Genomic DNA, 20,159 nt, shown 5'->3' with positions numbered 1-20,159 from the left:
CGGCGGGGCGCCTCCATGCTGGTGCCGCTGCTGCTGCTGGCGGCGGGCGGGTGCACGTTGCAGCCGCTGTACGCGGGCGGGGCCGCTGGGCCGGTGGCGGCGTCGCTGTCGGGGATCGAGGTGGCGCCGATCCAGGGCAAGGCCGGGTGGCTGGTCGCCAATGCGCTGCGCGACCGGCTGGGTGCGATGGGCGGGTCGGGGGCGGGCGCGGCGCGCTATCGCCTCAACGTCGTGCTCGACGACCAGATCATCGGCCTGGGCGCGCGGGCCGACGATGCGGTATCGCGCGAGCGGCGGACGCTGCGCGCACGCTTCCAACTGATAGAGGCGGGGAAGGGCACCGTGGTGCTCGACGCGACCGCCGGATCGGATGCGGGAATCGACGTGGTCGGTTCGGAATATGCGACGATCGCGGCGGAAAGCACCGCGCTGGAGCGATTGTCCGACACGGTCGCCGAACAGATCGTCGGGCGGCTGGCGCTGTACGCGCGGCGCACGCAGGCGGGGGCGGCGGGCACGCCCGCGCCATGAAGGTGACCGAGCCGCGGCTGACGGCTGCGCTCGACCGGCCGCCGGCGGATATCCGGCTCTATCTGCTCCACGGTCCCGACGAATCGACCGCGATGGCGTTCGCCGCGCGGCTGGGCAAGACGCTGGGCGCGGGGGCGGAGCGCGTCGACCTGGACGGCGCGACGCTGCGCGGCGATCCGGCGCGCCTGAGCGACGAGGCGGCGGCCATCTCGCTGTTCGGCGACGCGCGCTGGATTCGGGTGACCGGTGCAGGGGAGGAATCGGTCGAGGCGGTCGAAGCGTTGCTGGCGGCGGAGCAGGCGGGCAACCCGGCGGTGATGATCGCATCGGGCGTGAAGGCGACCGGCAAGCTGGTGAAGGCGGCGATCGAGTCGGACCGCGCGATGGCGTTCGCCTGCTACCCGCCCAATGCGCGCGATGCCGGGGGCGTGGTCAACGATCTGGCGCGTACGCTGGGGCTGCGGATCGCGCCGGCGGCGGTACAGCGGATCGTCCGCGCCGCCGATGGCGACCGCGCGGTGATGGCGCGCGAGGTCGAGAAGCTGGCGCTGTACCTCGACGCCGCGCCCGATCGGCCCGCCGACGCGGACGAGGCGGCGCTGGACGCGATCGGCGCGGACATTGCCGAGGGCGAGATCGGCGAGATCGTGCTGGCGGCGACCGCGGGCGAGGTGGCGGTGCTGGTCGAGGCGTTGCGGCGGATGAACGGCGCGGATGCCTCGCCGATCCCGATCCTGCGCGCGCTGGGGCGGCGGCTGGTGTCGCTGGCGGAGATGCGCGCCGCGGTCGAGAATGGCGAGGGCATCGACCAGGTGATGAAGCGCCACCGCGTCTTCTGGAAGGAAGAGGCCGCGACCGCGGCGGCGGTGCGCAAGTGGAAGCTGACCGATCTGGTCGCGGCGCAGGCCGCGGCGCGGCGCACCGAGCGCGAGGCGATCGCGCTGGGGCCGGCGGGGCGCGTCGCCGCGGACGCGTTCCTGCTGCGGCTGGCGCGGCGGGTCGGCTAGATACGCTCCCCGCTCAGCCGCTGGCACACCATGTCGAGCTGGTCGAGCGTGCTGTAATCGAGCGTGATCGAGCCATGGCCCTCCGGGTGGAAGGCGATATGCACCTTCAGCCCCAGCAGGTCGGCGAGCTGGCGTTCGAGCGCATCGATATCCGCGCTGCCGGTGGTGTGATCGGAAAAGCCCGCGCGGCGCGGCGCCGCGCCGCCGGTGCCGCCGCGCTTGACGTCGGCGGCGAGCTTCTCGGTCTGGCGGACCGACAGCCCCTGCGCCACCACCTGATCGGCGAGCGCCATCGGATCGGCCGCGCCCAGGATCGCGCGGGCATGGCCCATGGTCAGCGCGCCTTCGACCACGCGCGCCTGAATTTCGGCCGGAAGGTCAAGCAATCGCAACAGGTTGGCGACATGGCTGCGCGATTTGTGGACCGCCTTGGCCAGCGCCTCCTGCGTGTGGCCGAACTCGTCGAGCAGCCGCTGATAGGCCTGCGCCTCCTCGATCGCGTTGAGATCCTGACGCTGGATATTCTCCAGCAGCGCGATCTGCAGTGTCTCGCTGTCGCTATAGTCGCGGACGACGACGGGGACTTCGTGCAGCCGAGCGCGCTGCGCCGCGCGCCAGCGGCGTTCGCCCGCCACGATCTGATAATCGTGACCGTGCGGGCGGACGATGATCGGCTGGATCACCCCGCGCTCGGCGATCGAGGCGGCAAGTTCCTCGAGCGCGGCTTCGTCGAAATGGCGGCGCGGCTGGCCGGGGTGAGGGGCGATCGCGCTGACCGGGATCATCCGCACCGCGCCGCGTGCGGGGCCGTCCGCGGCGGTATCGCGCTCATCACGCGCGACATCGCCCAGCAGGGCGTTGAGGCCGCGGCCCAGCCCGCTGCGGTTCCGGCGTGCGTCGCTCATGCTACTTCCTTCTCTCTCGGCAGACGCTGGATCACTTCACGCGCCAGCGCCATATACGCCTCCGACCCGCTGCACCGGTGATCGTAGATCAAGGCGGGGAGGCCGTGGCTGGGCGCCTCCGACAGGCGGACGTTGCGCGGGATAACGGTGTCGAACACCACCTTGCCCAGCACCGCGCGCACGTCGTTCGACACCTGATCGGTCAGGCGGTTGCGGCGATCGTACATGGTCAGCGCGACGCCCAGGATCGACAGCGACGGATTGAAGCGCGCGCGGATCCGCTCAACGGTATTGAGCAGCTGGCTCAGCCCCTCCAGCGCGAAGAATTCGCATTGCAGCGGGACCAGCAAGGCGTCGGCGGCGACCATCGCGTTGATTGTCAGCAACCCCAGCGAGGGCGGGCAGTCGATCAGCACGATATCCCAGCGATCCTCCGCCGCCTCCATTGCACGATAGAGGCGGTGGGTACGCTGATCGAGTTCGACCAGCTCGATTTCCGCGCCCGACAGGTCGACGGTGGCGGGGACGATATCCAGCTTGGGGATGCCGGTCGGCACCGCGGCGGGGACCAGCCCGTCGCGTTCGATCAGCACGTCATAGCTCGATCGACCGCGCTGCGCCTGGGCGATTCCCAGGCCGGTCGAGGCGTTGCCCTGGGGATCGAGATCAATCAGCAGCACGCGATGCCCGGAGGCGGCCAGCGCCGTCGCGATGTTGATCGCGCTGGTGGTCTTCCCCACGCCACCTTTCTGATTTGCCACGGCGATGCAGAACATCAGCGGGTCACTCCCTGCCCGAGGATGATCGTCGATTCAGGATCGGTGAGACTCTGTTCCACGTGAAACAATCCCTGCCACTCGCGCCGTAGCGTTTCAAGGTCCGTGCGGCCGGATCGGCCACGCGGCAGGATATAACGGGTGCGGGCGTCGTGAACGTGACGGGTCATGTCGACGATATCATCGAGCGACGCGACCGCGCGCGCCGAGATGATCGCGAAGCGTGACGCGGCCATGGTTTCGACCCGCGACTGGATGACGGTGACGTGGTCTAGGCCGAGCGCGGTGGCGCTGTCCGACAGGAACATCGCCCGCTTTGCGCGCGGCTCTACCAAGGTGATTGGTTCCCGACGGAGCAGGGCGATTACGATGCCGGGAAATCCGGCGCCGGTGCCGACGTCCAGCCATTCGCCGCTCACGCCGTCGGCATGCGTCAGCAACTGCGCGGAATCGAGCAGGTGCCGCACCCAGATATGCGGGATGGTGGAGGGGGATATCAGGTTCTGGCGCGCCGTCTCTTCCACTACGATAGCGGCGAACCGGCCAAGCCGATCGACCGCCGCATCGCCGTGCTGCGCGGCGATCCATGCGCGAGCGTCGTCTTCGGTCGCGATCATGCGGACTTCCTTGCGTGCAGCCACAGTGCGGCGAGGGCGGCGGGCGTGACCCCGCGGACGCGCGACGCTTCGTCCAGCGTTGCTGGCGCGGCGGTGGTAAGGCGTTCGATCATTTCGTTCGACAGGCCGGCGATCGCGTGAAGCGCAGCGCCGGTGGGGATGGCGATCGCCCCGTCGCGGCGCATCCGGTCGATCTCCTCGGCCTGGCGCGCGAGATAGGGGGCGTAGCGCGCGTCCTCCTCGATCTCGCGTGCGATATCGGCGTCGACGGCGGATGGCGCGACCCGGCTAGCGCGCAGGTCGTCGCGCTGAGCCATGCGACGGGCGATGTGCGCGCGGCGCTCGTCACTGATGCAATTGGCGGCCTCGCCGATCGCGGACAGCCGCGTTTCGGCATTGTCGGCGCGCAGCGCGAGGCGATATTCGGCGCGGGCGGTGAGCATCCGATACGGTTCGCTGACCCCCTGAAGAACCAGATCGTCGATCATCACGCCGATATAGGCGCTGGCGCGATCGAGGATCACCGGCGCATCGTCGCGCGCAAGGGCGGCGGCGTTGAGGCCGGCAATCAGCCCCTGCGCCGCGGCTTCCTCATAGCCGGTGGTGCCGTTGATCTGGCCGGCGCAGAACAGGCCGGGCAGGGCGGTCAGCGCAAGCCGGTGATCGAGCGCGCGAGGGTCGAGGTGATCATACTCTACCGCATAGCCCGGCACGGTGATGACCGCGCGCTCCAGCCCCTCGACCGACCGGACCATTGCGTGCTGGACGTCGGTGGCGAGCGAGGTGGAGATGCCGTTGGGGTAGACGGTTTTGTCGTCCAGCCCCTCCGGCTCTAGGAAGATCTGATGCCCGTCGCGGTCGCCGAAGCGGTGGACCTTGTCCTCGATCGACGGGCAATAGCGCGGCCCCTGACCCTCGATCGCGCCCGAGAAGAGCGGCGAATTATCCAGTCCGGCGCGGATGATATCGTGGGTGGCCATGTTGGTGCGGGTCACCGCGCAGGCGAGCTGCGGCAGGCGGGGGCCGCGCGTCATCGGCGACATCCGCCACGGTTCGTCATCGGAGCGCTGGGGACTCAGCCGCGCCCAGTCGATCGTGCGGCCGTCGAGGCGGGGTGGGGTGCCGGTCTTGAGCCGGCGCATCGGCAAATCCAGCGCGCGAAGCTGGACGCCGAGTTCGAGCGCGGGTCGCTCGCCGACGCGGCCACCGTCCTCGCGCTCGCTGCCCCGATAGATGCGGCCGCCGAGGAAGGTGCCGGTCGCGAGCACGACGGCGGGGGCGGCGATCGTCGTGTCATCTCTGAGGCGGACGCCGCTCAGACGGCCGCTGGCGAGGGTCAGTGCGACGGCCTCGCCTTCGATGATCGAGAGGTTGGGGGTTGCAGCGAGCAGCTGGTGGATCGCGGCGCGATAGCGGCGGCGGTCGGCTTGGATGCGCGGACCTTGCACCGCCAGTCCCTTCGAGCGGTTGAGCATCCGGTAATGGATGGCCCCGGCATCGGCGGCGCGCGCCATCAGGCCATCGAGTGCGTCGACCTCGCGGACCAGATGCCCCTTGCCCAAACCGCCGATCGAGGGATTGCACGACATGGTGCCGATCTGTGCGCGCGACTGGGATACCAGCGCGACACGCGCGCCGCGCCGGGCGGCCGCCGCAGCCGCCTCCGTGCCGGCGTGCCCGCCGCCGACGACGATCACATCAAACTGTTTCACGTGGAACATCTATTTCCCGAGGCAGAAGCGGCCGAACAGCGCATCCAGCATCGCCTCCGTAGCGTCCTTTCCGAGTAGCGCAGCGAGCGGTCGGGTGGCAACGCGCAACTGCTCTGCGACGATGAGTAGATCGGTGGTGCGCCGCGCGAGGTCGAGCGCCGCGGCGGCCTCCGCGAGGCGGTCGCGCTGGGTCTGGCGCAGCGCCATGTCGCCGTCGATCGTCAGCATCGCGCCGGCGCGATCGGCGAGCAACGCCCAGAGTGCGGCGATCGTATGGGGCAGGCGCGCCGACACCGCGAGGTCGGCGCCGGTGTGATCTGCGCCGGGCAGATCCGCCTTGCCTGCGAGGATGACGGCTCCGGCGGGTGCCTCCACCGGGGCGCCCATCCACAGCAGGATATCTGCGCCCGCCATGGCGGTCGCCGCGCGATCAATGCCGATCCGCTCGACCTCGTCATCGGTCGCCTCGGCCAGCCCGGCGGTGTCGGTGAGGCGATAGGGGATGCCGTCGCGCATCACCGCCGCCTCCAGAACGTCGCGCGTGGTGCCCGCGATCGGGGTGACGATCGCCGCGTCACGATCGGCGAGCGCGTTGAACAGCGACGACTTGCCGGCGTTGGGTGGGCCGGCGATGACGACGCGCACGCCGTCGCGCAGCCGCTCGACACTGGGCGCCGCCAAGGTCGCGCGCCATTCCGCGAGCAGCGCGGCGATCGCGGGGGCGGGGTCGTAACCGCCGGCGTCCTCAACATCGGCCTCGTCCGCAAAATCCAGCTGCGCTTCCACCTGCGCGGCGATCGCGGACAGCCGGTCGAGCCAGCCGCCGACCGCGCGGCCGACCGCCCCCTCCGCCGCGGCAAGTGCGGTGCGGTGCTGGGCCTCGGTTTCCGCCTCCAGCAGGTCGGCCAGCCCCTGCGCCTGCGCCAGGTCGATGCGGCCGTTCTCCAGCGCGCGTCGCGTGAATTCGCCGGGCCGGGCATGGCGCAACCCCGGCACCGCCGCCAGCGCGCGTTCGACCGCGGCAACGACCGCGCGGCCGCCGTGGCAATGCAGCTCCACCAGATCCTCGCCGGTCGCGGTCGCGGGGCCGGGGAAATAGATGACCAGGGCGCGGTCGAGCGCCGCGCCCGCGGCGTCGCGCAGGGTGCGCAGCGACGCATGGCGGGGCGGGGGGCAGCGCCCGGCCAGCGCCTGGGCCGCCCCGCATGCGGCCGGGCCGCTGACGCGCACCACCGCGATCGCGGCGGGCGGGCGGCCGCTCGACAGCGCGAAGATCGTGTCGCTCACCCCGCGGGCTTGCCCGTGCCGGCGGAGAACAGCGCACGCCACATGTCCATCCCCGCGTCGTTCATCGGCGCCCAGCTCTTCAGCATCGCGCCGACGATTTCGGGGCCGATCGTGCCGTTCTCCACCGCCTCCTGCATCTTGGCGAGATAGCGGTCGTGGAGCGGTGTCAGGTCCGGCAGGCCCATCATGCGCCGTGCCTCCTCTGGGGTACAATCGACCTCGATGGTCACCTTCATGCGCGTTGATCCCTTGAGCGCGCCCGGCGCGCGCCATACCAATGGATCGATCTATGCCCGCGAACCGCCATGGATCGCAACGCCGTGCGGCCAGACGCGTCGCCGCGCGTTGGCACCGGAATGCCAAGGGAGACGACGACCATGACGAACGTGACCATCGCCACGCTCGACGGACAGCAGATGCCCGCCTATCGCGCCGATCCAGAGGGCGTTCCCAAAGGGGCGATCGTGGTGATCCAGGAGATTTTCGGCGTGAATGCCGGCATCCGCCGCAAGTGCGATACGCTGGCGGCGGCGGGATACCTGGCGATCGCGCCCGACCTGTTCTGGCGGATGGAGCCGGGGATCGAACTGGACCCGGATGTCGACGCCGAAATGCAGCGCGCGCTGTCGATCATGGGCGATTTCGACCAGGACGCCGGCATCCGCGATATCGAGGCGACGATCCGCCATGCGCGCGAGGAAAGCGGCGGGAAGGTCGGCGCGGTCGGTTACTGCCTGGGCGGGCGGCTGGCGTATATGACCGCGGCGCGCACCGAAGTGGATGCCTCGGTCGGTTATTACGCAGTCGGCATCGACGGGCTGCTGGGCGAAAAGCATGCGATCGCCAACCCACTGATGCTGCATATCGCGGGCGACGACGGCTTCGTTGACGAAGCGACGCAGGCGGCGATGCATGAAGGGCTGGACGATCACCCCAAGGTGACGCTGCACGACTATCCGGGCGAGGACCACGGCTTCGCCACCGAATTCGGCAAGCGCCGGTCGGATGCCGCGGCGACGCTGGCCGACGAGCGCACGGCGGCGTTCTTCGCCGAGCATATCGGCTGAGCCACTGATCCGCCGCCGTTCGCGATCGTGCGGGCGGTGGCGCGATCAGCCGATCGCCAGCTCGCCCAGCCGGATCAGCGCGGTCGCGAGCAGCTGCGCGAACAGCACGGCCACCGCGAACAGCAGCAGCATGCCGATCGCCTCGGCGCCATAATGGGGAATGTCCTTGATCGTCATGACCCGTCCTCTCCAAAGGAGCCGGGCCTTCCGCTCATCCGGGAAAGTCCCGGCCACACGGACGATATAGCAAATTTCGCCCCGTTTCCAAATCGGCGCCCGGATCACACCGGATTGCCGTCGGTATCGCGCAGCACTTCGCGGCGGCCGACATGGTCGGGGCGGCTGACGACGCCTTCCTTCTCCATCCGCTCGATCAGGCGCGCGGCGGAATTGTAGCCGACGCGCAGCTGGCGCTGCAGCCATGAGGTCGACGCCTTCTGGCTGCCGCAGACGAGCGCGACGGCGGCGCGATATTGCTGGTCCTCCTCCGAATCCTCGCCGGTGGGGGCGCCGTCGAGCGCGAAGCTCTGTTCCGGCTCCTCGGTGACCGATTCGATGTAATCGGGCTGGCCCTGCGCCCGCCAGTGGTCGGTGACCGCGCGCACTTCGTCATCCGACACGAACGGGCCGTGGACGCGCACGATGCCCTTACCGCCGGGCATGTAGAGCATGTCGCCGCGGCCCAGCAGCTGTTCGGCGCCCTGTTCGCCCAGAATGGTGCGCGAATCGATCTTGCTGGTGACGTGGAAGCTGATGCGCGTCGGCAGGTTCGCCTTGATGACGCCGGTGATGACGTCGACCGACGGGCGCTGCGTCGCCATGATGAGGTGGATGCCCGCCGCGCGCGCCTTCTGCGCGAGGCGCTGGATGAGGAATTCCACCTCCTTACCCGCGGTCATCATCAGGTCCGCCAGTTCGTCGACGATGACGACGATCTGCGGCAGCACGTCGTAGTCGAGCTGCTCTTCCTCGTAGATCGGCTGGCCGTTCTCGCCATAGCCGGTCTGGACGCGGCGGCCGAGCGGGGCGCCCTTCGCCCGCGCGGCGCGCACCTTGTCGTTGAAGCTGGCGAGGCTGCGCACGCCGACCGACGACATCTGGCGATAGCGGTCCTCCATCGTCTCCACCGCCCATTTGAGCGCGCGCACCGCCTTGGCCGGATCGGTGACGACGGGGGAGAGGAGGTGGGGGATATCGTCGTACATGCTCAGTTCGAGCATCTTGGGGTCGATCATGATCATCCGGCACTGGTCCGGGGTGAGCCGGTACAGCAGCGACAGGATCATGCAGTTGAGGCCCACCGACTTGCCCGACCCGGTGGTGCCCGCCACCAGCAGGTGCGGCATCGGCGCCAGATCGGCGATGACGGGATCGCCGGCGATGTTCTTGCCCAAAATGACGGGGAGCTGCGCGGCCTGATCCTCGAACGCCTGGCTGGCGACCAGTTCGTGGAGCGCGACCATCTCGCGCTTGGCATTGGGCAGTTCGATGCCGATCACCGTGCGACCCGGAATCGTCGCGACACGCGCGGAGATCGCCGACATGTTGCGCGCGATATCGTCGGCCAGGCTGATGACGCGGGTGGCCTTGATGCCGGGCGCGGGTTCCAGTTCGTACATCGTCACGACCGGGCCGGGGCGCACCTCGGTGATCGTGCCCTTGACGTTGAAATCGTCCAGCACGGTTTCGAGCAGCCGGGCGTTGCGTTCCAGCGCGGCCTTGTCGATCGGCGCGCCCTGCGGCGCGGGGGCGGGGGTGAGCAGGTCGATCGACGGCAAGGCGAAACTGTCGCGCAGGTCCAGCCGCTGCTGCTGCGCCTGCGGCCGCGCGCGCGCGGCGGAGGGGGCCAGGTTGCGGTCGGCGATCGTCGGGGCCGGGCGATCGTCGGGCTGCGCCACCGCGCGCGGGGCGGGGGTGCGCACGAACGGCGCGGCGTCCGCCGTGTCATCGTCGTCGAGGTCGTAAATATCGTCGTCGTCATAGCCGCCGATCGCGGCGCTGCGGCGACGCGGGGCGAAGCGCGCGAAGTCGATCTCCAGACTGCGCCCCCAGACGGCGGCGCCGGCGATCCCCGCGACGATCCCGAGCGCGACGACGCCCCACCACGTCACCTGCGCATCGCCGATCAGCGCCAGCCCGGCCCGCGCGCCCGCCACCACGCCCAGCCCGACCGCGCCGCCCCAGCCGAACGGCAGCGCCGGGACTGCGCCGGGGGCCACGCACCCCAGCGCGACCGCCATCAACGCGACGCCCAGCAGTGCGAAGCGCAGCATCCGCGGCCATTCCCCGGCGGGCTGCTCGCGCCACAGCCGCACCGCGACGATCGGCGGGATCGGCAGCAGCAACGCGATCGCGGGGCCAAGCAGCGTCAGCGCCAGATCCGCGAACCACGCGCCGGGCGCGCCCAGCAGGTTGCCGGTCACCCCGCCCGCCGCGGTGTTGAACGCCGCATCGCCGGGCCGATAGCTGGCGAGGCTGAGCGCCATCGCCACGGTACCCGCGAACAGCACGATCGCCAGCAGCAACGCCCCGCTGCGCAGCGCGCCCGCCTTGACCGTTTCACGCCACAGCGGCGCCCCAGCCCGGCTCGCCATCACCCAACCCCGCACCGATGTGAGAAAACAGCCGCCATTGTCCGCGCGCGAGAGTCCGACGTCAAGATGGCGTGGGGTGGGGAGGGATCGCGAGCGCGAGGCGGGGACACCGCTTCAAGTGGGCGTGACCCGTGACTTTCGCGTGGGGACGTTGGGCGCCATTCCCGTAAACGAGGGTAAAACGGCCCGGGCGGCGGCTTCCGGGCCTTTGCACCTGGAGGCCGCCGATCACGGGAACCGGCTAGAGCTTCACGGCAGCGTTGCCGCCATCTGCCCAGAGCGCCGATCCCGTGACGAAACTCGACATATCACTGGCGAGAAATAGCGCTGCCTGCGCGATCTCCTCGGGGCGAGCAATCCGCTTCATCGCGTGGAGACCGGCAGCCCATTCGCGCTGGGCGGCGTCGCCGGCCATGTCGGTCGCGGTGCCGCCAGGCAGGAGAGCGTTGGCGCGGATGCCGGCCGCGGCGTAATCGGCCGTGATGCCGCGGACCAAGCCCATGAGACCCGCCTTGGCTGCGCCATACGGCCCCATGCCCGGCAACCCCACACTGTTACCGACGAAGCTGCTCGTAAACACCAGCGTCCCGCCCCCTTGCTCGATCATGGCAGGAATCTGCGCGCGGGTACCCAGGAAGGCCGCGGTCAAATTCGCCGCCAGCACCTCCGCCCATTGGCGAGGTTCGATCTCCGCGAGCGGCCCCATGGTGCCGACCGAGCCGGCATTGTTGAACGCGACGTCCACGCCACCAAATGTCGCGCGTGCGGCGGCCACCGCCTTATCGTGCGTACCCGCTTCGGTGACGTCTCCAGCGACGGCGAGCGCGCGACCGCCTTGCGCCTCGATTTCATCGACCGCAGATGCCAGCGCAGCGTCGCGCCGGGCGACGAGCACCACAGACGCGCCGTGCGCGGCAAACAGTTCGGCGGCCGCTTTCCCGATCCCGGAACTGGCACCCGTGATGATCGCGACCTTGCCGTCCAGCATTCTCATTCGATGGCTCCCTTGATGGAGCCGATCAGCTAGCGAGCCTTTCCGCTGCACGCGTCTCGTTTCTTGTCATCAAATTGACGAGGCGGCTCTGCGCCCGACGAGCTTTCCCGAAGCGGTCGCCGGGTCACCGAATATCGGGAAAGCCGGGACGTCGCGGCGGCCTCGGGCGGATCAGAACGCGGGTTCTTCGCCCGGCTTCTCGGGGACATGGATGCCGCATTCCACCTTGTCCCAGCCGCGCCAGCGGCCGGCGCGGGGGTCTTCGCCGGGGCGGACCTTCGAGGTGCACGGCGCGCAGCCGATCGAGAGATAGCCCTGCGCCTCCAGCGGGTGGCGCGGCAGGTCGTGGGCGTCGAAATAGGCGTCGAGCCGGGGCTTGTCCCAGTCGGCGAGCGGGTTGATCTTCAGCCGGCCCTCGTCCGCCTCGAACCGCGGCAGCGCGCGGCGGGTGCCGGCCTGGAAGCCCTTGCGCCCCGAAATCCACGCGTCGAACGGCAGCAGCGCGCGGCGCAGCGGCTCGACCTTGCGCAGCTCGCAGCAGCCGTCGGGATCGTAGGACCAGCGCAGCCCCTTGTCGTCCTTCAGCCGCAGCAGCCGCGGATCGGGGCGGAACACGCGCAGGTCGGTGAAGCCCAGCCGCTCGGCCAGTTCGTCGCGATAGGCCAGCGTCTCGCCGAACATCTTCTGGGTATTGGTGAAGATGACCGGCACGTCCGCGTCGACCTGCGCGATCATGTGCAGCAGCACCGCCGATTCGGCCCCGAACGAGGACACCGCGGCGACGCGCCCCTTCAACTCGCCCGCCAGCAGCTCGGCCAGCAGATCCTGCGTCGCGACCCCGGCGAAGCGCGCCTCCATCGCGGCGGCGTCCTCCACGGTGAAGGCCGGGCGCACGTTGATCGTGTCGAGCTGGCGCGCGGGTTCAGCCATGACGCAGCTTCCACACCGGCACCGCGCCGTCCGCAGCCTTTTGATACGGCTGCGGATAGCGGGCGAGCGAGCGTTGCAGCACCGCCGCGTCGATCGGGGCGGCGGGGGCGAAGCTGTCGAAGCCGCAGCGGCGCATCAGCGGGATCTGATCGACCAGCACGTCGCCCTCGGCACGCAATTCGCCGCGATACCCGGCCTCGCGCAGGATTCGCGCGGTGGAATAGCCGCGCCCGTCGCGGAAGCTGGGGAACGACACCTCGATCAGCGCGAGCCGGTCGAGATGCGGGATCAGCGCGCGCGCCTCGTCCCCCGGCTCGACGCGCACCGCGGTCGCGTTCGACTGGTCGGCCAGGAACGAATCGAGCGTGACCGCCGGCTCCTCGTGCGGGCTGTCGTCGCGGAAGTGCAGATAGGCGGCTTCCTCAGCCATAGATCGCCTCCTTGAACGGCGTCATCCCGACGCGGCGATAGGTGTCGACGAAGCGTTCGCCGGTTTCCCGCACTTCCAGATACTTGTCGGTGACGCGCTCGATCGCGTCGACCACGCCGTCCTCGTCGAAGCCCGGCCCGGTGATCCTGCCCAGCGACACGTCCTCGGCGCCCGACCCGCCCAGCAGCAGTTGGAAGTTCTCGGTCCCCTTCCGGTCGACGCCCAGGATGCCGATGTGCCCGGCATGGTGGTGCCCGCAGGCATTGATGCAGCCGGAGATCTTGAGCTTCAGCTCGCCCAGATCGCGCTGCCGCGCCGGATCGGCGAACCGCTCGCCGATCTTCTGCGCCAGCGGGATCGAGCGTGCATTGGCGAGGCTGCAGTAATCGAGGCCCGGGCAGGCGATGATATCGCTGATGAGGTCGAGGTTCGCCTCCGCCAGACCGGCATCGACCAGCGCGCTCCACACCGCCTTCAGGTCGGCGATGCGGACGTGCGGCAGGACGATGTTCTGCGCATGGGTGACGCGCAGTTCGTCGAAGCCGTAACGCTGCGCCAGGTCCGCCATGACGTCGATCTGGTCGGCGCTGGCATCGCCGGGGATGCCGCCGACGGGCTTCAGCGAGATGTTGACGATCGCATAGCCCGGCTGGCGATGCGCGCGGACGTTCTGGTCCAGCCACACCGCGAAATCCGGGTCGCTGCGATCCGCGACGTCGCCGGCGGCCGCCGGGTCGAAGGCGGGGGGCGCGAACATCGCGGTGATCCGCGCCAGTTCGGCGGCGGGCGGGTCGATGCCCAGCGCCTTGACCTTGGCGAATTCCTCCTCGACCTGCCGGCGATATTCGTCGGGGCCGATCTCGTGCAGCAGGATCTTGATCCGCGCCTTGTAGATATTGTCGCGCCGGCCGTAGCGATTGTAGACGCGCAGGCACGCCTCCAGGTAGCTCATCAGGTCGTCCGCGGTGACGAAGTCCCTGATTTCATGCGCGATCATCGGCGTGCGGCCCATGCCGCCGCCGACGAACACGGTGGCGCCCAGCACGCCGTCGCGGCGCGTCAGGCGGATGCCGATATCGTGCAGCCGCATCGCCGCGCGGTCTTCCTCCGCGGCGATCACCGCGATCTTGAACTTGCGCGGCAGGTAGGTGAATTCGGGGTGGAAGGTGCTCCACTGCCGGATCAGCTCGGCCCAGGGGCGCGGATCGGCGACCTCGTCCGCGGCGGCGCCGGCGTACTGGTCCGAACTGATGTTGCGGATGCAATTGCCGCTGGTCTGGATGGCGTGCATCTCCACCGTCGCCAGCTCGGCGAGGATGTCGGGCGCCTGGTCCAGCCGGATCCAGTTGTACTGGATGTTCTGGCGCGTCGTGAAATGGCCGTAGCCGCGATCATAGGTGCGCGCGACATGCGCCAGCATCCGCATCTGCCGGCTGTCGAGCGTGCCATAGGGGACCGCGACGCGCAGCATATAGGCGTGCAGCTGGAGATAGAGGCCGTTCATCAGCCGCAGCGGCTTGAACTGGTCCTCGGTGATCTCCCCCGCCAGCCGGCGGCGCACCTGGTCGCGGAATTCGTCGACGCGCGCGTCGACGATTGACTGGTCGTATTCGTCGTACCTGTACATCAGATCACCCAGCTTCCCGCCGCCGGATCGGCGGGCTTCAACGTGAGGTCAGGGCGCACCGTCGGCCCCAGCGCGCGGATGCGGTCCTTGATATGCGCGGGGCGCGGGCCGTCGGCGGTCGCGGTCGCCGCGATCACATAGGGGACGTTGACGCGGCGCGCGGCCTCTTCCTCGCGCGCGATCGCCTCGGCCCGCTCGCCCGCGTCCGCCGCCTGTTCGACATGCCGCGACCAGTCGGTGCCGGTCCACCACACCACGTCGCCGGTCGCCAGATCGTTGCCGGTAATCAGTCTCACGCGATATTCCCCACTGCCATGCCGTCCGCCATGCGCGCATAGCCGGCCAGACGGTCCTGCGCATCCGACAGTTCCACCACCTCGCCCACCACGATGATCGCGGGGCTGGCCACCTTCTCGCGCGCCACCATCGCGCCCAGATCGGCGAGCAGCGTGCGCAAGGCGCGGTGGCCGGGCAGCGTGCCCTTTTCCAGCACCGCGACGGGCATGTCGGGGGCGACGCCATCGGCCATCAGCTTGTCGGCGATCGCCTCCGCGGTGGCGACGCCCATGTAGATCACCAGCGTGCGCCCCTGGCCGGCCAGCCCGGCCCAGTCCTGTTCGGCCAGCCCCTTGCACTGGCCCGCGACGAAGCTGACCGCGCTGCTGTGGTCGCGGTGGGTCAGCGGCAGCATCGCCTCCGCCGCGCAGCCGAGCGCGGCCGACACGCCGGGGATCACCTCCACGGCAAGGCCCGCGGCGCGCACCGCCTCCACTTCCTCGCCGCCGCGGCCGAAGATGAACGGATCGCCGCCCTTCAGCCGGACGACGACGCTGCCCGCGATGACATGCGCGACGATCAGCGCGTTGATCGCCTCCTGCGGCAGGGTGTGGCGCGCACGGCGCTTGGCGACCGAGATGCGCTGCGCCCCCGGCGGCGCCAGGTCGAGCACGCGCGGGTCGATCAGCCCGTCGTGGACGACGACATCGGCCTGGCGCAGCGCCTCGACCGCGCGCACCGTCAGCAGGCCGGGGTCGCCCGGACCGGCGCCGACCAGGATGACGCGCCCGCGCGCCTCGGGATCGAGAAGACTTGCCATGATCGCCCAGATGGGCCGCCGGTGCCGGCTTCGCAAATCATCGCTGCTTGGCAGCCGCGTAGGACAGGTTTGCACTCCATTGGCAGGCGTGCGCCGGTGGCGTAGGGCGGGGGCATGGACCAGGCGACCGATCAAGCGGCGGATCACGCCGACGTGCTCATCCTCGGCGGCGGGCTGGTGGGCGCGTGCCTCGCCGTCGCGCTCGACCGGCATGGCCTGTCCTCGATCGTGGTCGATCCGGCGGACCCGGCGGTGACGCTGTCGGCCGGGTTCGACGGCCGCGCCTCCGCGGTCGCCAGCGCCAGCCACAAGATGCTCGACGCGATCGGCGTGGGCGCGGCGCTGGCGGGCAAGGGCTGCGCGATCCGGCAGATCCGCGTCAGCGACGGGCTGGCCCCCGGCAAGCTCGATTTCATCCCCGCGCCCGACGATGCCGCGCTGGGCACGATGTACGAAAACCGCCTGCTGCGCCGCGCGCTGTACGACGCGGCGGTGGCCGCGCCGCACGTCGACCTGAGGATGCAGACCCGCGCCACGCAGGTGGAGCGCGACGCCGACGGGGTGCGCGCGACGCTGTCGTCGGGCGCGCGCGTCACCGCCGACCTGCTGGTCGCGGCGGAGGGGCGGCAATCACCCACGCGCGAGGCGGCGGGGATCACCGTGGCGCGCTGGCAGTACGATCACACCGCGATCATCGGCGCGTTCCACCACGAACGCAGCCACCAGGATATCGCCTATGAGATCTTCTATCCCGAAGGGCCGTTCGCGCTGCTGCCGCTGCCCGACGACGATATCGGACACCGCTGCGCGATCGTGTGGACGGTGCCGGGGGAGCAGGGGGCGGGGCTGCTGAAGCTGGGCGACCGCGGCTTCCTGGCGGAAGCGGAAAAGCGGATGGGCGGGTTCCTGGGCGCGCTGTCGCATGCCAGCCCGCGCGCCAGCTATCCGCTGGGCTTCCACCATGCCGCGCGGATCACCGACACGCGGCTGGCGCTGGTCGGCGATGCCGCGCACGGCATCCACCCGATCGCGGGGCAGGGGGTGAACCTGGGCTATCGCGACGTCGCGACCCTGGTCGAGGTGCTGGTGGAGGGCCGGCGGCTGGGGCTGGAGGCGGGCGATGCGCAGCTGCTGGCACGCTACCAGAACTGGCGCAGCCTCGACACGTTCATGGTCGCCGCCGCCACCGACACGCTGACCCGGCTGTTCGGCCTGCCCGGCAAGGCCGCCAGCGCGATCCGCCGGCTGGGCATCACCGCGGTCGATCGCCTGCCCCCGCTGAAGGACCGCTTCATGGCCGAGGCGCGCGGCGAAAGCGGCGACCTGCCGCGGCTGCTCATGGGCGTGGCGGTCTAGCGGCGGACCAGCCGGCGGCTCCTGCCGCCACACCATTCGTTAACCAATAAAATTTACCGTCACCCCCGCATATCCGCCGACCGGCCTCCGCCGGGATCGGCGGCGCGTGAGGGGGCCGTTCGGGCATGACGACGTTTCACCGCATCTGGTTCGGCGACAAGCCGATCCCGCCGGCGTACGAGGATTATTGGCGCGCCTGGCAGCGCCAGTATCCCGGCCACGACTTCGTCACCTGGCGCGACGAGGATATCGACCGGCTGCCGCGGATGCGCGACCGGATCCGCCAGTTGCGCGTGCCGTCGATGCGTGCCGACCTCGGCTCGTTCGAGATCCTGCACGCGCATGGCGGCGTCTATCTCGATTGTGACGTCATGCCGTGGCACCGCTTCCGCCCGGAGGAGATGGCGCGCGAGCTGACCGTGTGCAACGAATCCGACTCGACCGACTATTGCTCGCTCGGCTTCGTCGCCTCGCCGCCGGGGCATCCGGTGTTCGACGAGATGATCGAATATCTGCGCGATGCCGATATCGACGAGGGCAATCCCCACATTGCGACCGGCCCGTGGCTGTTCGGGCGTTTCCTGGCCGGGCACGAATGCCGCCGGCTGCCGTCCAGCGCCTTCTACCCCTATGCCGCGGTCGAGCCGCTGTCGGTGGTGCGCCGCCGCGACCTGTCGGGGACGCTGGGCATCCATGTGTGGGGCGGATCCTGGCTGCCGGGCAGCGCCAAGCAGGACAAGGTGATGCAGATGATCGCGCGCGGCGACGTGGCCGAGCCGGCGCTGCTGCTGCGCGGGTTCGAGGGTGATGCCGACCATGCCGACTGGGCGCGCGACGTCGGCCTGATGATCGAGGCGGTGCGCGACATCCGCGAAAAGACGCTGCAGATCGTGCCGCTGCTCGGCTACGATTTCTCGGTGACGCCCAAGGATGCGCCGGTGTTCGAACTGGCCAAGGTGGCGCACTGGCTGTTCGGGCGCGCGCCCGACACCCGCCTGTGGCAGGTCGGCACCGCGCGCGAGCGCCCCGACCCCCTGCGGGCGGCGCTGGTCAACGACGATCCGCCCGCGCTGCTGATGGATGGCGATGCGGCGCGCATCGCGGCGCTGGCCGCCGATCATGCCGCCAACACCAATGCCCGCGTCGTCGCATTGGCGCCGGCGGAGGGCGGGCTGAGCTGGGACGAGTTATGGGTCGCGGAGGGCGATGCCGCGCCCGACGTGCTGGTGCTGCACGACGGCGCGGGCAGCGCGGCGGTGATCGCCGACGTGCTTGACCGCGGACACCGCCCGGCGGTGATCCATTTCGACATGGTCGGGATGGCCCCGGCCGACCTGCGGATGCTGCTGGGGCGGCTGGGCGACGATTATGCGACGCTGGAATATGGCGCGCACATGGCGGCGTACCGCTTCGACCTCATCATGGACTATGCCGGCGCGCTCTATGTCGAAAACGGCATCGCGACGGTGTTTTCCGAAGGCGTGAAGACCCTGAACGGAGTCGAGGCATGACGACCTTCCACCGCGTGTGGTTCGGCGAGAAGCCGATTCCCGATGCCTATGAGGGCTATTGGCAGGCCTGGCAGCGCCAGTTCCCGGAACATGACTTCGTCACCTGGCGCGACGCCGACATCGATCGCCTGCCGCGCGTCGCCGGGCGGCTGCGCACGCTGACCAGCATGGCGGCGCGCGCCGACCTGGCGCGGTACGAGATTCTCTATAACGAGGGCGGTATCTACCTCGATTGCGATATCATGCCCTACCGGCATTTCGACCCGGAGGCGCTGACCGCCGAGCTGACCGTCTGCAACGAGACGTCGTCGCGCGATTTCTGCTCGAACAGCTTCATCGGCGCGCCGGCCGGCCATCCGATCTTCGCGCAGATGATCGATCATGCGCTGGCGCACGACATCGACGAGGAGCGGCCCGACAAGTCGACCGGGCCGTGGCTGCTCGGCGCGTTCCTGAAGAAGCATTATTACGAACCGTTGCCGACGGCGACCTTCTATCCCTATCTGCCCGGCGAGCCGATGTCGGCCACCTACATGCGCGACCTCGGCAACACCTACGGCATCCACATCTGGAAGGGATCGTGGCTGTCACAGGAGGTGCAGCAGGACAAGCTGCTGCGGATGGTGGCGATGGGCGATCTGGCCTGTCCCGCCGGGATGCTGCCCGATTTCGCCGACGAATGGAGCCAGGACGTCGCGCTGATGCTCGACACGATCCGCGACGCGCGCCGCAACCTGGTGCAGATCGCGCCGGTCCTGTCCCCCGACCTGGGGCTGACGCCGGAGGATCAGGTTGCCTTCTGTTTCGCCAAGGTCGTCCACTGGCTGCTGGCGGCGGACCGTGATCGCATGGTGTGGCAGATCGGCGCGGCGGACGGCGTGCTGGTCGACCCGCTGCGCAGCGCACTGGTCAATTACGATCCGCCCGCGCTGCTGATGGAGCCGAACCCGCATCTGTTCGCGGCGCTGGAGCGTCATTACGCCAACAACCGCCACGTCCGGCTGCTGCCGCTGGCATACGGCATGGCGGTGGGCGAACTGGTGCTGAATGCGGTCGATCCGGCGAAGGTCGCCCCGCTAGGGCTGCCGGCATGGGTAGCGGGCATCTCGTCGGCCTACCAGGATCGCAATCCGTTGAAGGACGGTACCCACCCCGCGGAAATGACCGCGCGCATCTGGCAATGTATCGAACCGATCACCGTGCCTGTCGTGGACTATGACACGGTGCTGGCCCGGTCCGACGGGCGCGCGCCCGACATCCTGGTCATCGATGCCGAGGGGATGGACAAGGAGATCATGGAGGACGTGCTGGCGCGCGGCTGCCGCCCGCTGGTGATCCATTTCGAGGTACAGTGGATGACGCAGGAGGAGCAGGACGCGCTGCTCGACGCGATGGCGGGCGACTATGCGGTGCTGACCTTCGGCAACGACATGACCGCGTACCGCCACGACGTGCTGATGGACTATGCGCGCCACCTGTACGTCGAACACGGCCTGCCGACGGTGTTCGCCGACGGGCTGCGAAAGGCGGCGGGGCTGCCGCTGGCGGCGTGACGGGGGGCTCTTACGGCCACCTTCGTTGGTCCCGCGGCTTAGCACTACTTTGGCACTTTAGGATCGACCGCGTCTGCTAGGAGCTTCTCACAGTGAGGGCATCGCAGTGGCGGCGGCTGAGCGAAGAGGTTGAGGATCGCCTGTCTGATGGCTGGCAGGCTCGGCT

General features: G+C 69.7%; 20 protein-coding genes. 6 read left to right on the top strand and 14 right to left on the bottom strand.

Features of this window, described 5'->3' with window-relative positions:
* Window positions 1-15 precede the first annotated feature (15 nt).
* Together lptE and holA are read left to right on the top strand one after the other, a co-directional pair.
* Window positions 16-531: an LPS assembly lipoprotein LptE gene (gene lptE, locus COA07_RS12380; protein ID WP_375182608.1), complete on the top strand. Its 516-nt coding sequence runs from the start codon at window positions 16-18 to the stop codon at window positions 529-531.
* The gene (gene holA, locus COA07_RS12375) at window positions 528-1,538 is read left to right on the top strand and encodes a DNA polymerase III subunit delta (protein WP_096641120.1); all 1,011 of its coding nucleotides are present in this window, start codon (window positions 528-530) and stop codon (window positions 1,536-1,538) included. The genes lptE and holA overlap by 4 nt, the downstream gene beginning before the upstream one ends.
* Here holA and COA07_RS12370 read toward each other — a convergent pair.
* The 6 genes from COA07_RS12370 to COA07_RS12345 are packed head-to-tail and all read right to left on the bottom strand — an operon-like array spanning window position 1,535 to window position 7,071.
* On the bottom strand, window positions 1,535-2,443 hold the full coding sequence (locus COA07_RS12370) for a ParB/RepB/Spo0J family partition protein (RefSeq protein WP_066712412.1): 909 nt from the start codon (window positions 2,441-2,443) through the stop codon (window positions 1,535-1,537). The genes holA and COA07_RS12370 overlap by 4 nt on opposite strands.
* Entirely contained in the window at window positions 2,440-3,219 is a 780-nt protein-coding gene (locus COA07_RS12365; RefSeq protein ID WP_066712414.1) for a ParA family protein, read from the bottom strand. The genes COA07_RS12370 and COA07_RS12365 overlap by 4 nt, the downstream gene beginning before the upstream one ends.
* The gene (rsmG, locus tag COA07_RS12360) at window positions 3,219-3,836 is read right to left on the bottom strand and encodes a 16S rRNA (guanine(527)-N(7))-methyltransferase RsmG (RefSeq protein WP_066712416.1); all 618 of its coding nucleotides are present in this window, start codon (window positions 3,834-3,836) and stop codon (window positions 3,219-3,221) included. The genes COA07_RS12365 and rsmG overlap by 1 nt, the downstream gene beginning before the upstream one ends.
* On the bottom strand, window positions 3,833-5,557 hold the full coding sequence (gene mnmG, locus COA07_RS12355) for a tRNA uridine-5-carboxymethylaminomethyl(34) synthesis enzyme MnmG (protein WP_066712419.1): 1,725 nt from the start codon (window positions 5,555-5,557) through the stop codon (window positions 3,833-3,835). The genes rsmG and mnmG overlap by 4 nt, the downstream gene beginning before the upstream one ends.
* Entirely contained in the window at window positions 5,558-6,835 is a 1,278-nt protein-coding gene (mnmE, locus tag COA07_RS12350) for a tRNA uridine-5-carboxymethylaminomethyl(34) synthesis GTPase MnmE (RefSeq protein ID WP_096641119.1), read from the bottom strand. It lies immediately after the preceding gene.
* Window positions 6,832-7,071: a DUF6489 family protein gene (locus COA07_RS12345; protein WP_066713222.1), complete on the bottom strand. Its 240-nt coding sequence runs from the start codon at window positions 7,069-7,071 to the stop codon at window positions 6,832-6,834. The genes mnmE and COA07_RS12345 overlap by 4 nt, the downstream gene beginning before the upstream one ends.
* A 141-nt stretch (window positions 7,072-7,212) precedes the next feature.
* Between COA07_RS12345 and COA07_RS12340 the strand changes: the two genes are divergently transcribed.
* Entirely contained in the window at window positions 7,213-7,902 is a 690-nt protein-coding gene (locus COA07_RS12340; RefSeq protein WP_066713219.1) for a dienelactone hydrolase family protein, read from the top strand.
* A 45-nt stretch (window positions 7,903-7,947) separates the two neighbouring features.
* On the opposite strand, the gene COA07_RS18700 is transcribed toward COA07_RS12340, so the two are convergent.
* The 8 genes from COA07_RS18700 to cobA all read right to left on the bottom strand — a co-directional run bounded on the left by COA07_RS18700 (window position 7,948) and on the right by cobA (window position 15,573).
* Window positions 7,948-8,079, bottom strand: coding sequence for a hypothetical protein (locus COA07_RS18700; protein ID WP_255266838.1), 132 nt, complete (start codon window positions 8,077-8,079; stop codon window positions 7,948-7,950).
* A 104-nt stretch (window positions 8,080-8,183) separates the two neighbouring features.
* Complete coding sequence (locus COA07_RS12335) at window positions 8,184-10,496, bottom strand: FtsK/SpoIIIE family DNA translocase (protein WP_096641117.1); 2,313 nt, start codon at window positions 10,494-10,496, stop codon at window positions 8,184-8,186.
* Window positions 10,497-10,737: 241 nt separating this feature from the next.
* Entirely contained in the window at window positions 10,738-11,484 is a 747-nt protein-coding gene (locus tag COA07_RS12330) for an SDR family oxidoreductase (RefSeq protein ID WP_245842145.1), read from the bottom strand.
* Window positions 11,485-11,661: 177 nt separating this feature from the next.
* Window positions 11,662-12,420: a phosphoadenylyl-sulfate reductase gene (locus tag COA07_RS12325; RefSeq protein WP_066711625.1), complete on the bottom strand. Its 759-nt coding sequence runs from the start codon at window positions 12,418-12,420 to the stop codon at window positions 11,662-11,664.
* On the bottom strand, window positions 12,413-12,850 hold the full coding sequence (locus COA07_RS12320) for a DUF934 domain-containing protein (protein ID WP_066711626.1): 438 nt from the start codon (window positions 12,848-12,850) through the stop codon (window positions 12,413-12,415). The genes COA07_RS12325 and COA07_RS12320 overlap by 8 nt, the downstream gene beginning before the upstream one ends.
* Window positions 12,843-14,477, bottom strand: coding sequence for a nitrite/sulfite reductase (locus COA07_RS12315; protein ID WP_066711627.1), 1,635 nt, complete (start codon window positions 14,475-14,477; stop codon window positions 12,843-12,845). Before COA07_RS12315 ends, COA07_RS12320 begins: the two co-directional genes overlap by 8 nt.
* Window positions 14,477-14,773 carry a DUF2849 domain-containing protein gene (locus COA07_RS12310; RefSeq protein ID WP_066711628.1) on the bottom strand — a complete coding sequence of 99 codons (297 nt, stop codon included), beginning with the start codon at window positions 14,771-14,773 and terminating at the stop codon, window positions 14,477-14,479. The genes COA07_RS12315 and COA07_RS12310 overlap by 1 nt, the downstream gene beginning before the upstream one ends.
* Window positions 14,770-15,573 (bottom strand): uroporphyrinogen-III C-methyltransferase, encoded by an 804-nt coding sequence (cobA, locus tag COA07_RS12305; RefSeq protein ID WP_066711629.1) that lies wholly within the window; start codon window positions 15,571-15,573, stop codon window positions 14,770-14,772. The genes COA07_RS12310 and cobA overlap by 4 nt, the downstream gene beginning before the upstream one ends.
* Window positions 15,574-15,687: 114 nt before the next feature.
* On the opposite strand from cobA, the gene COA07_RS12300 reads away from it, so the two are divergent.
* The 3 genes from COA07_RS12300 to COA07_RS12290 all read left to right on the top strand — a co-directional run bounded on the left by COA07_RS12300 (window position 15,688) and on the right by COA07_RS12290 (window position 19,993).
* Window positions 15,688-16,929 carry a UbiH/UbiF/VisC/COQ6 family ubiquinone biosynthesis hydroxylase gene (locus COA07_RS12300; protein WP_066711630.1) on the top strand — a complete coding sequence of 414 codons (1,242 nt, stop codon included), beginning with the start codon at window positions 15,688-15,690 and terminating at the stop codon, window positions 16,927-16,929.
* Window positions 16,930-17,054: 125 nt separating this feature from the next.
* Complete coding sequence (locus COA07_RS12295) at window positions 17,055-18,440, top strand: glycosyltransferase family 32 protein (RefSeq protein WP_096641115.1); 1,386 nt, start codon at window positions 17,055-17,057, stop codon at window positions 18,438-18,440.
* Entirely contained in the window at window positions 18,437-19,993 is a 1,557-nt protein-coding gene (locus COA07_RS12290) for an FkbM family methyltransferase (RefSeq protein WP_066713658.1), read from the top strand. The genes COA07_RS12295 and COA07_RS12290 overlap by 4 nt, the downstream gene beginning before the upstream one ends.
* The last annotated feature ends 166 nt before the right edge of the window (window positions 19,994-20,159 follow it).

Source organism: Sphingomonas adhaesiva (assembly GCF_002374855.1).
GTDB lineage: Bacteria > Pseudomonadota > Alphaproteobacteria > Sphingomonadales > Sphingomonadaceae > Sphingomonas > Sphingomonas adhaesiva.
Note: the sequence above shows the minus strand (reverse complement) of the source record. Positions and strands in the feature narration are given on the sequence as shown.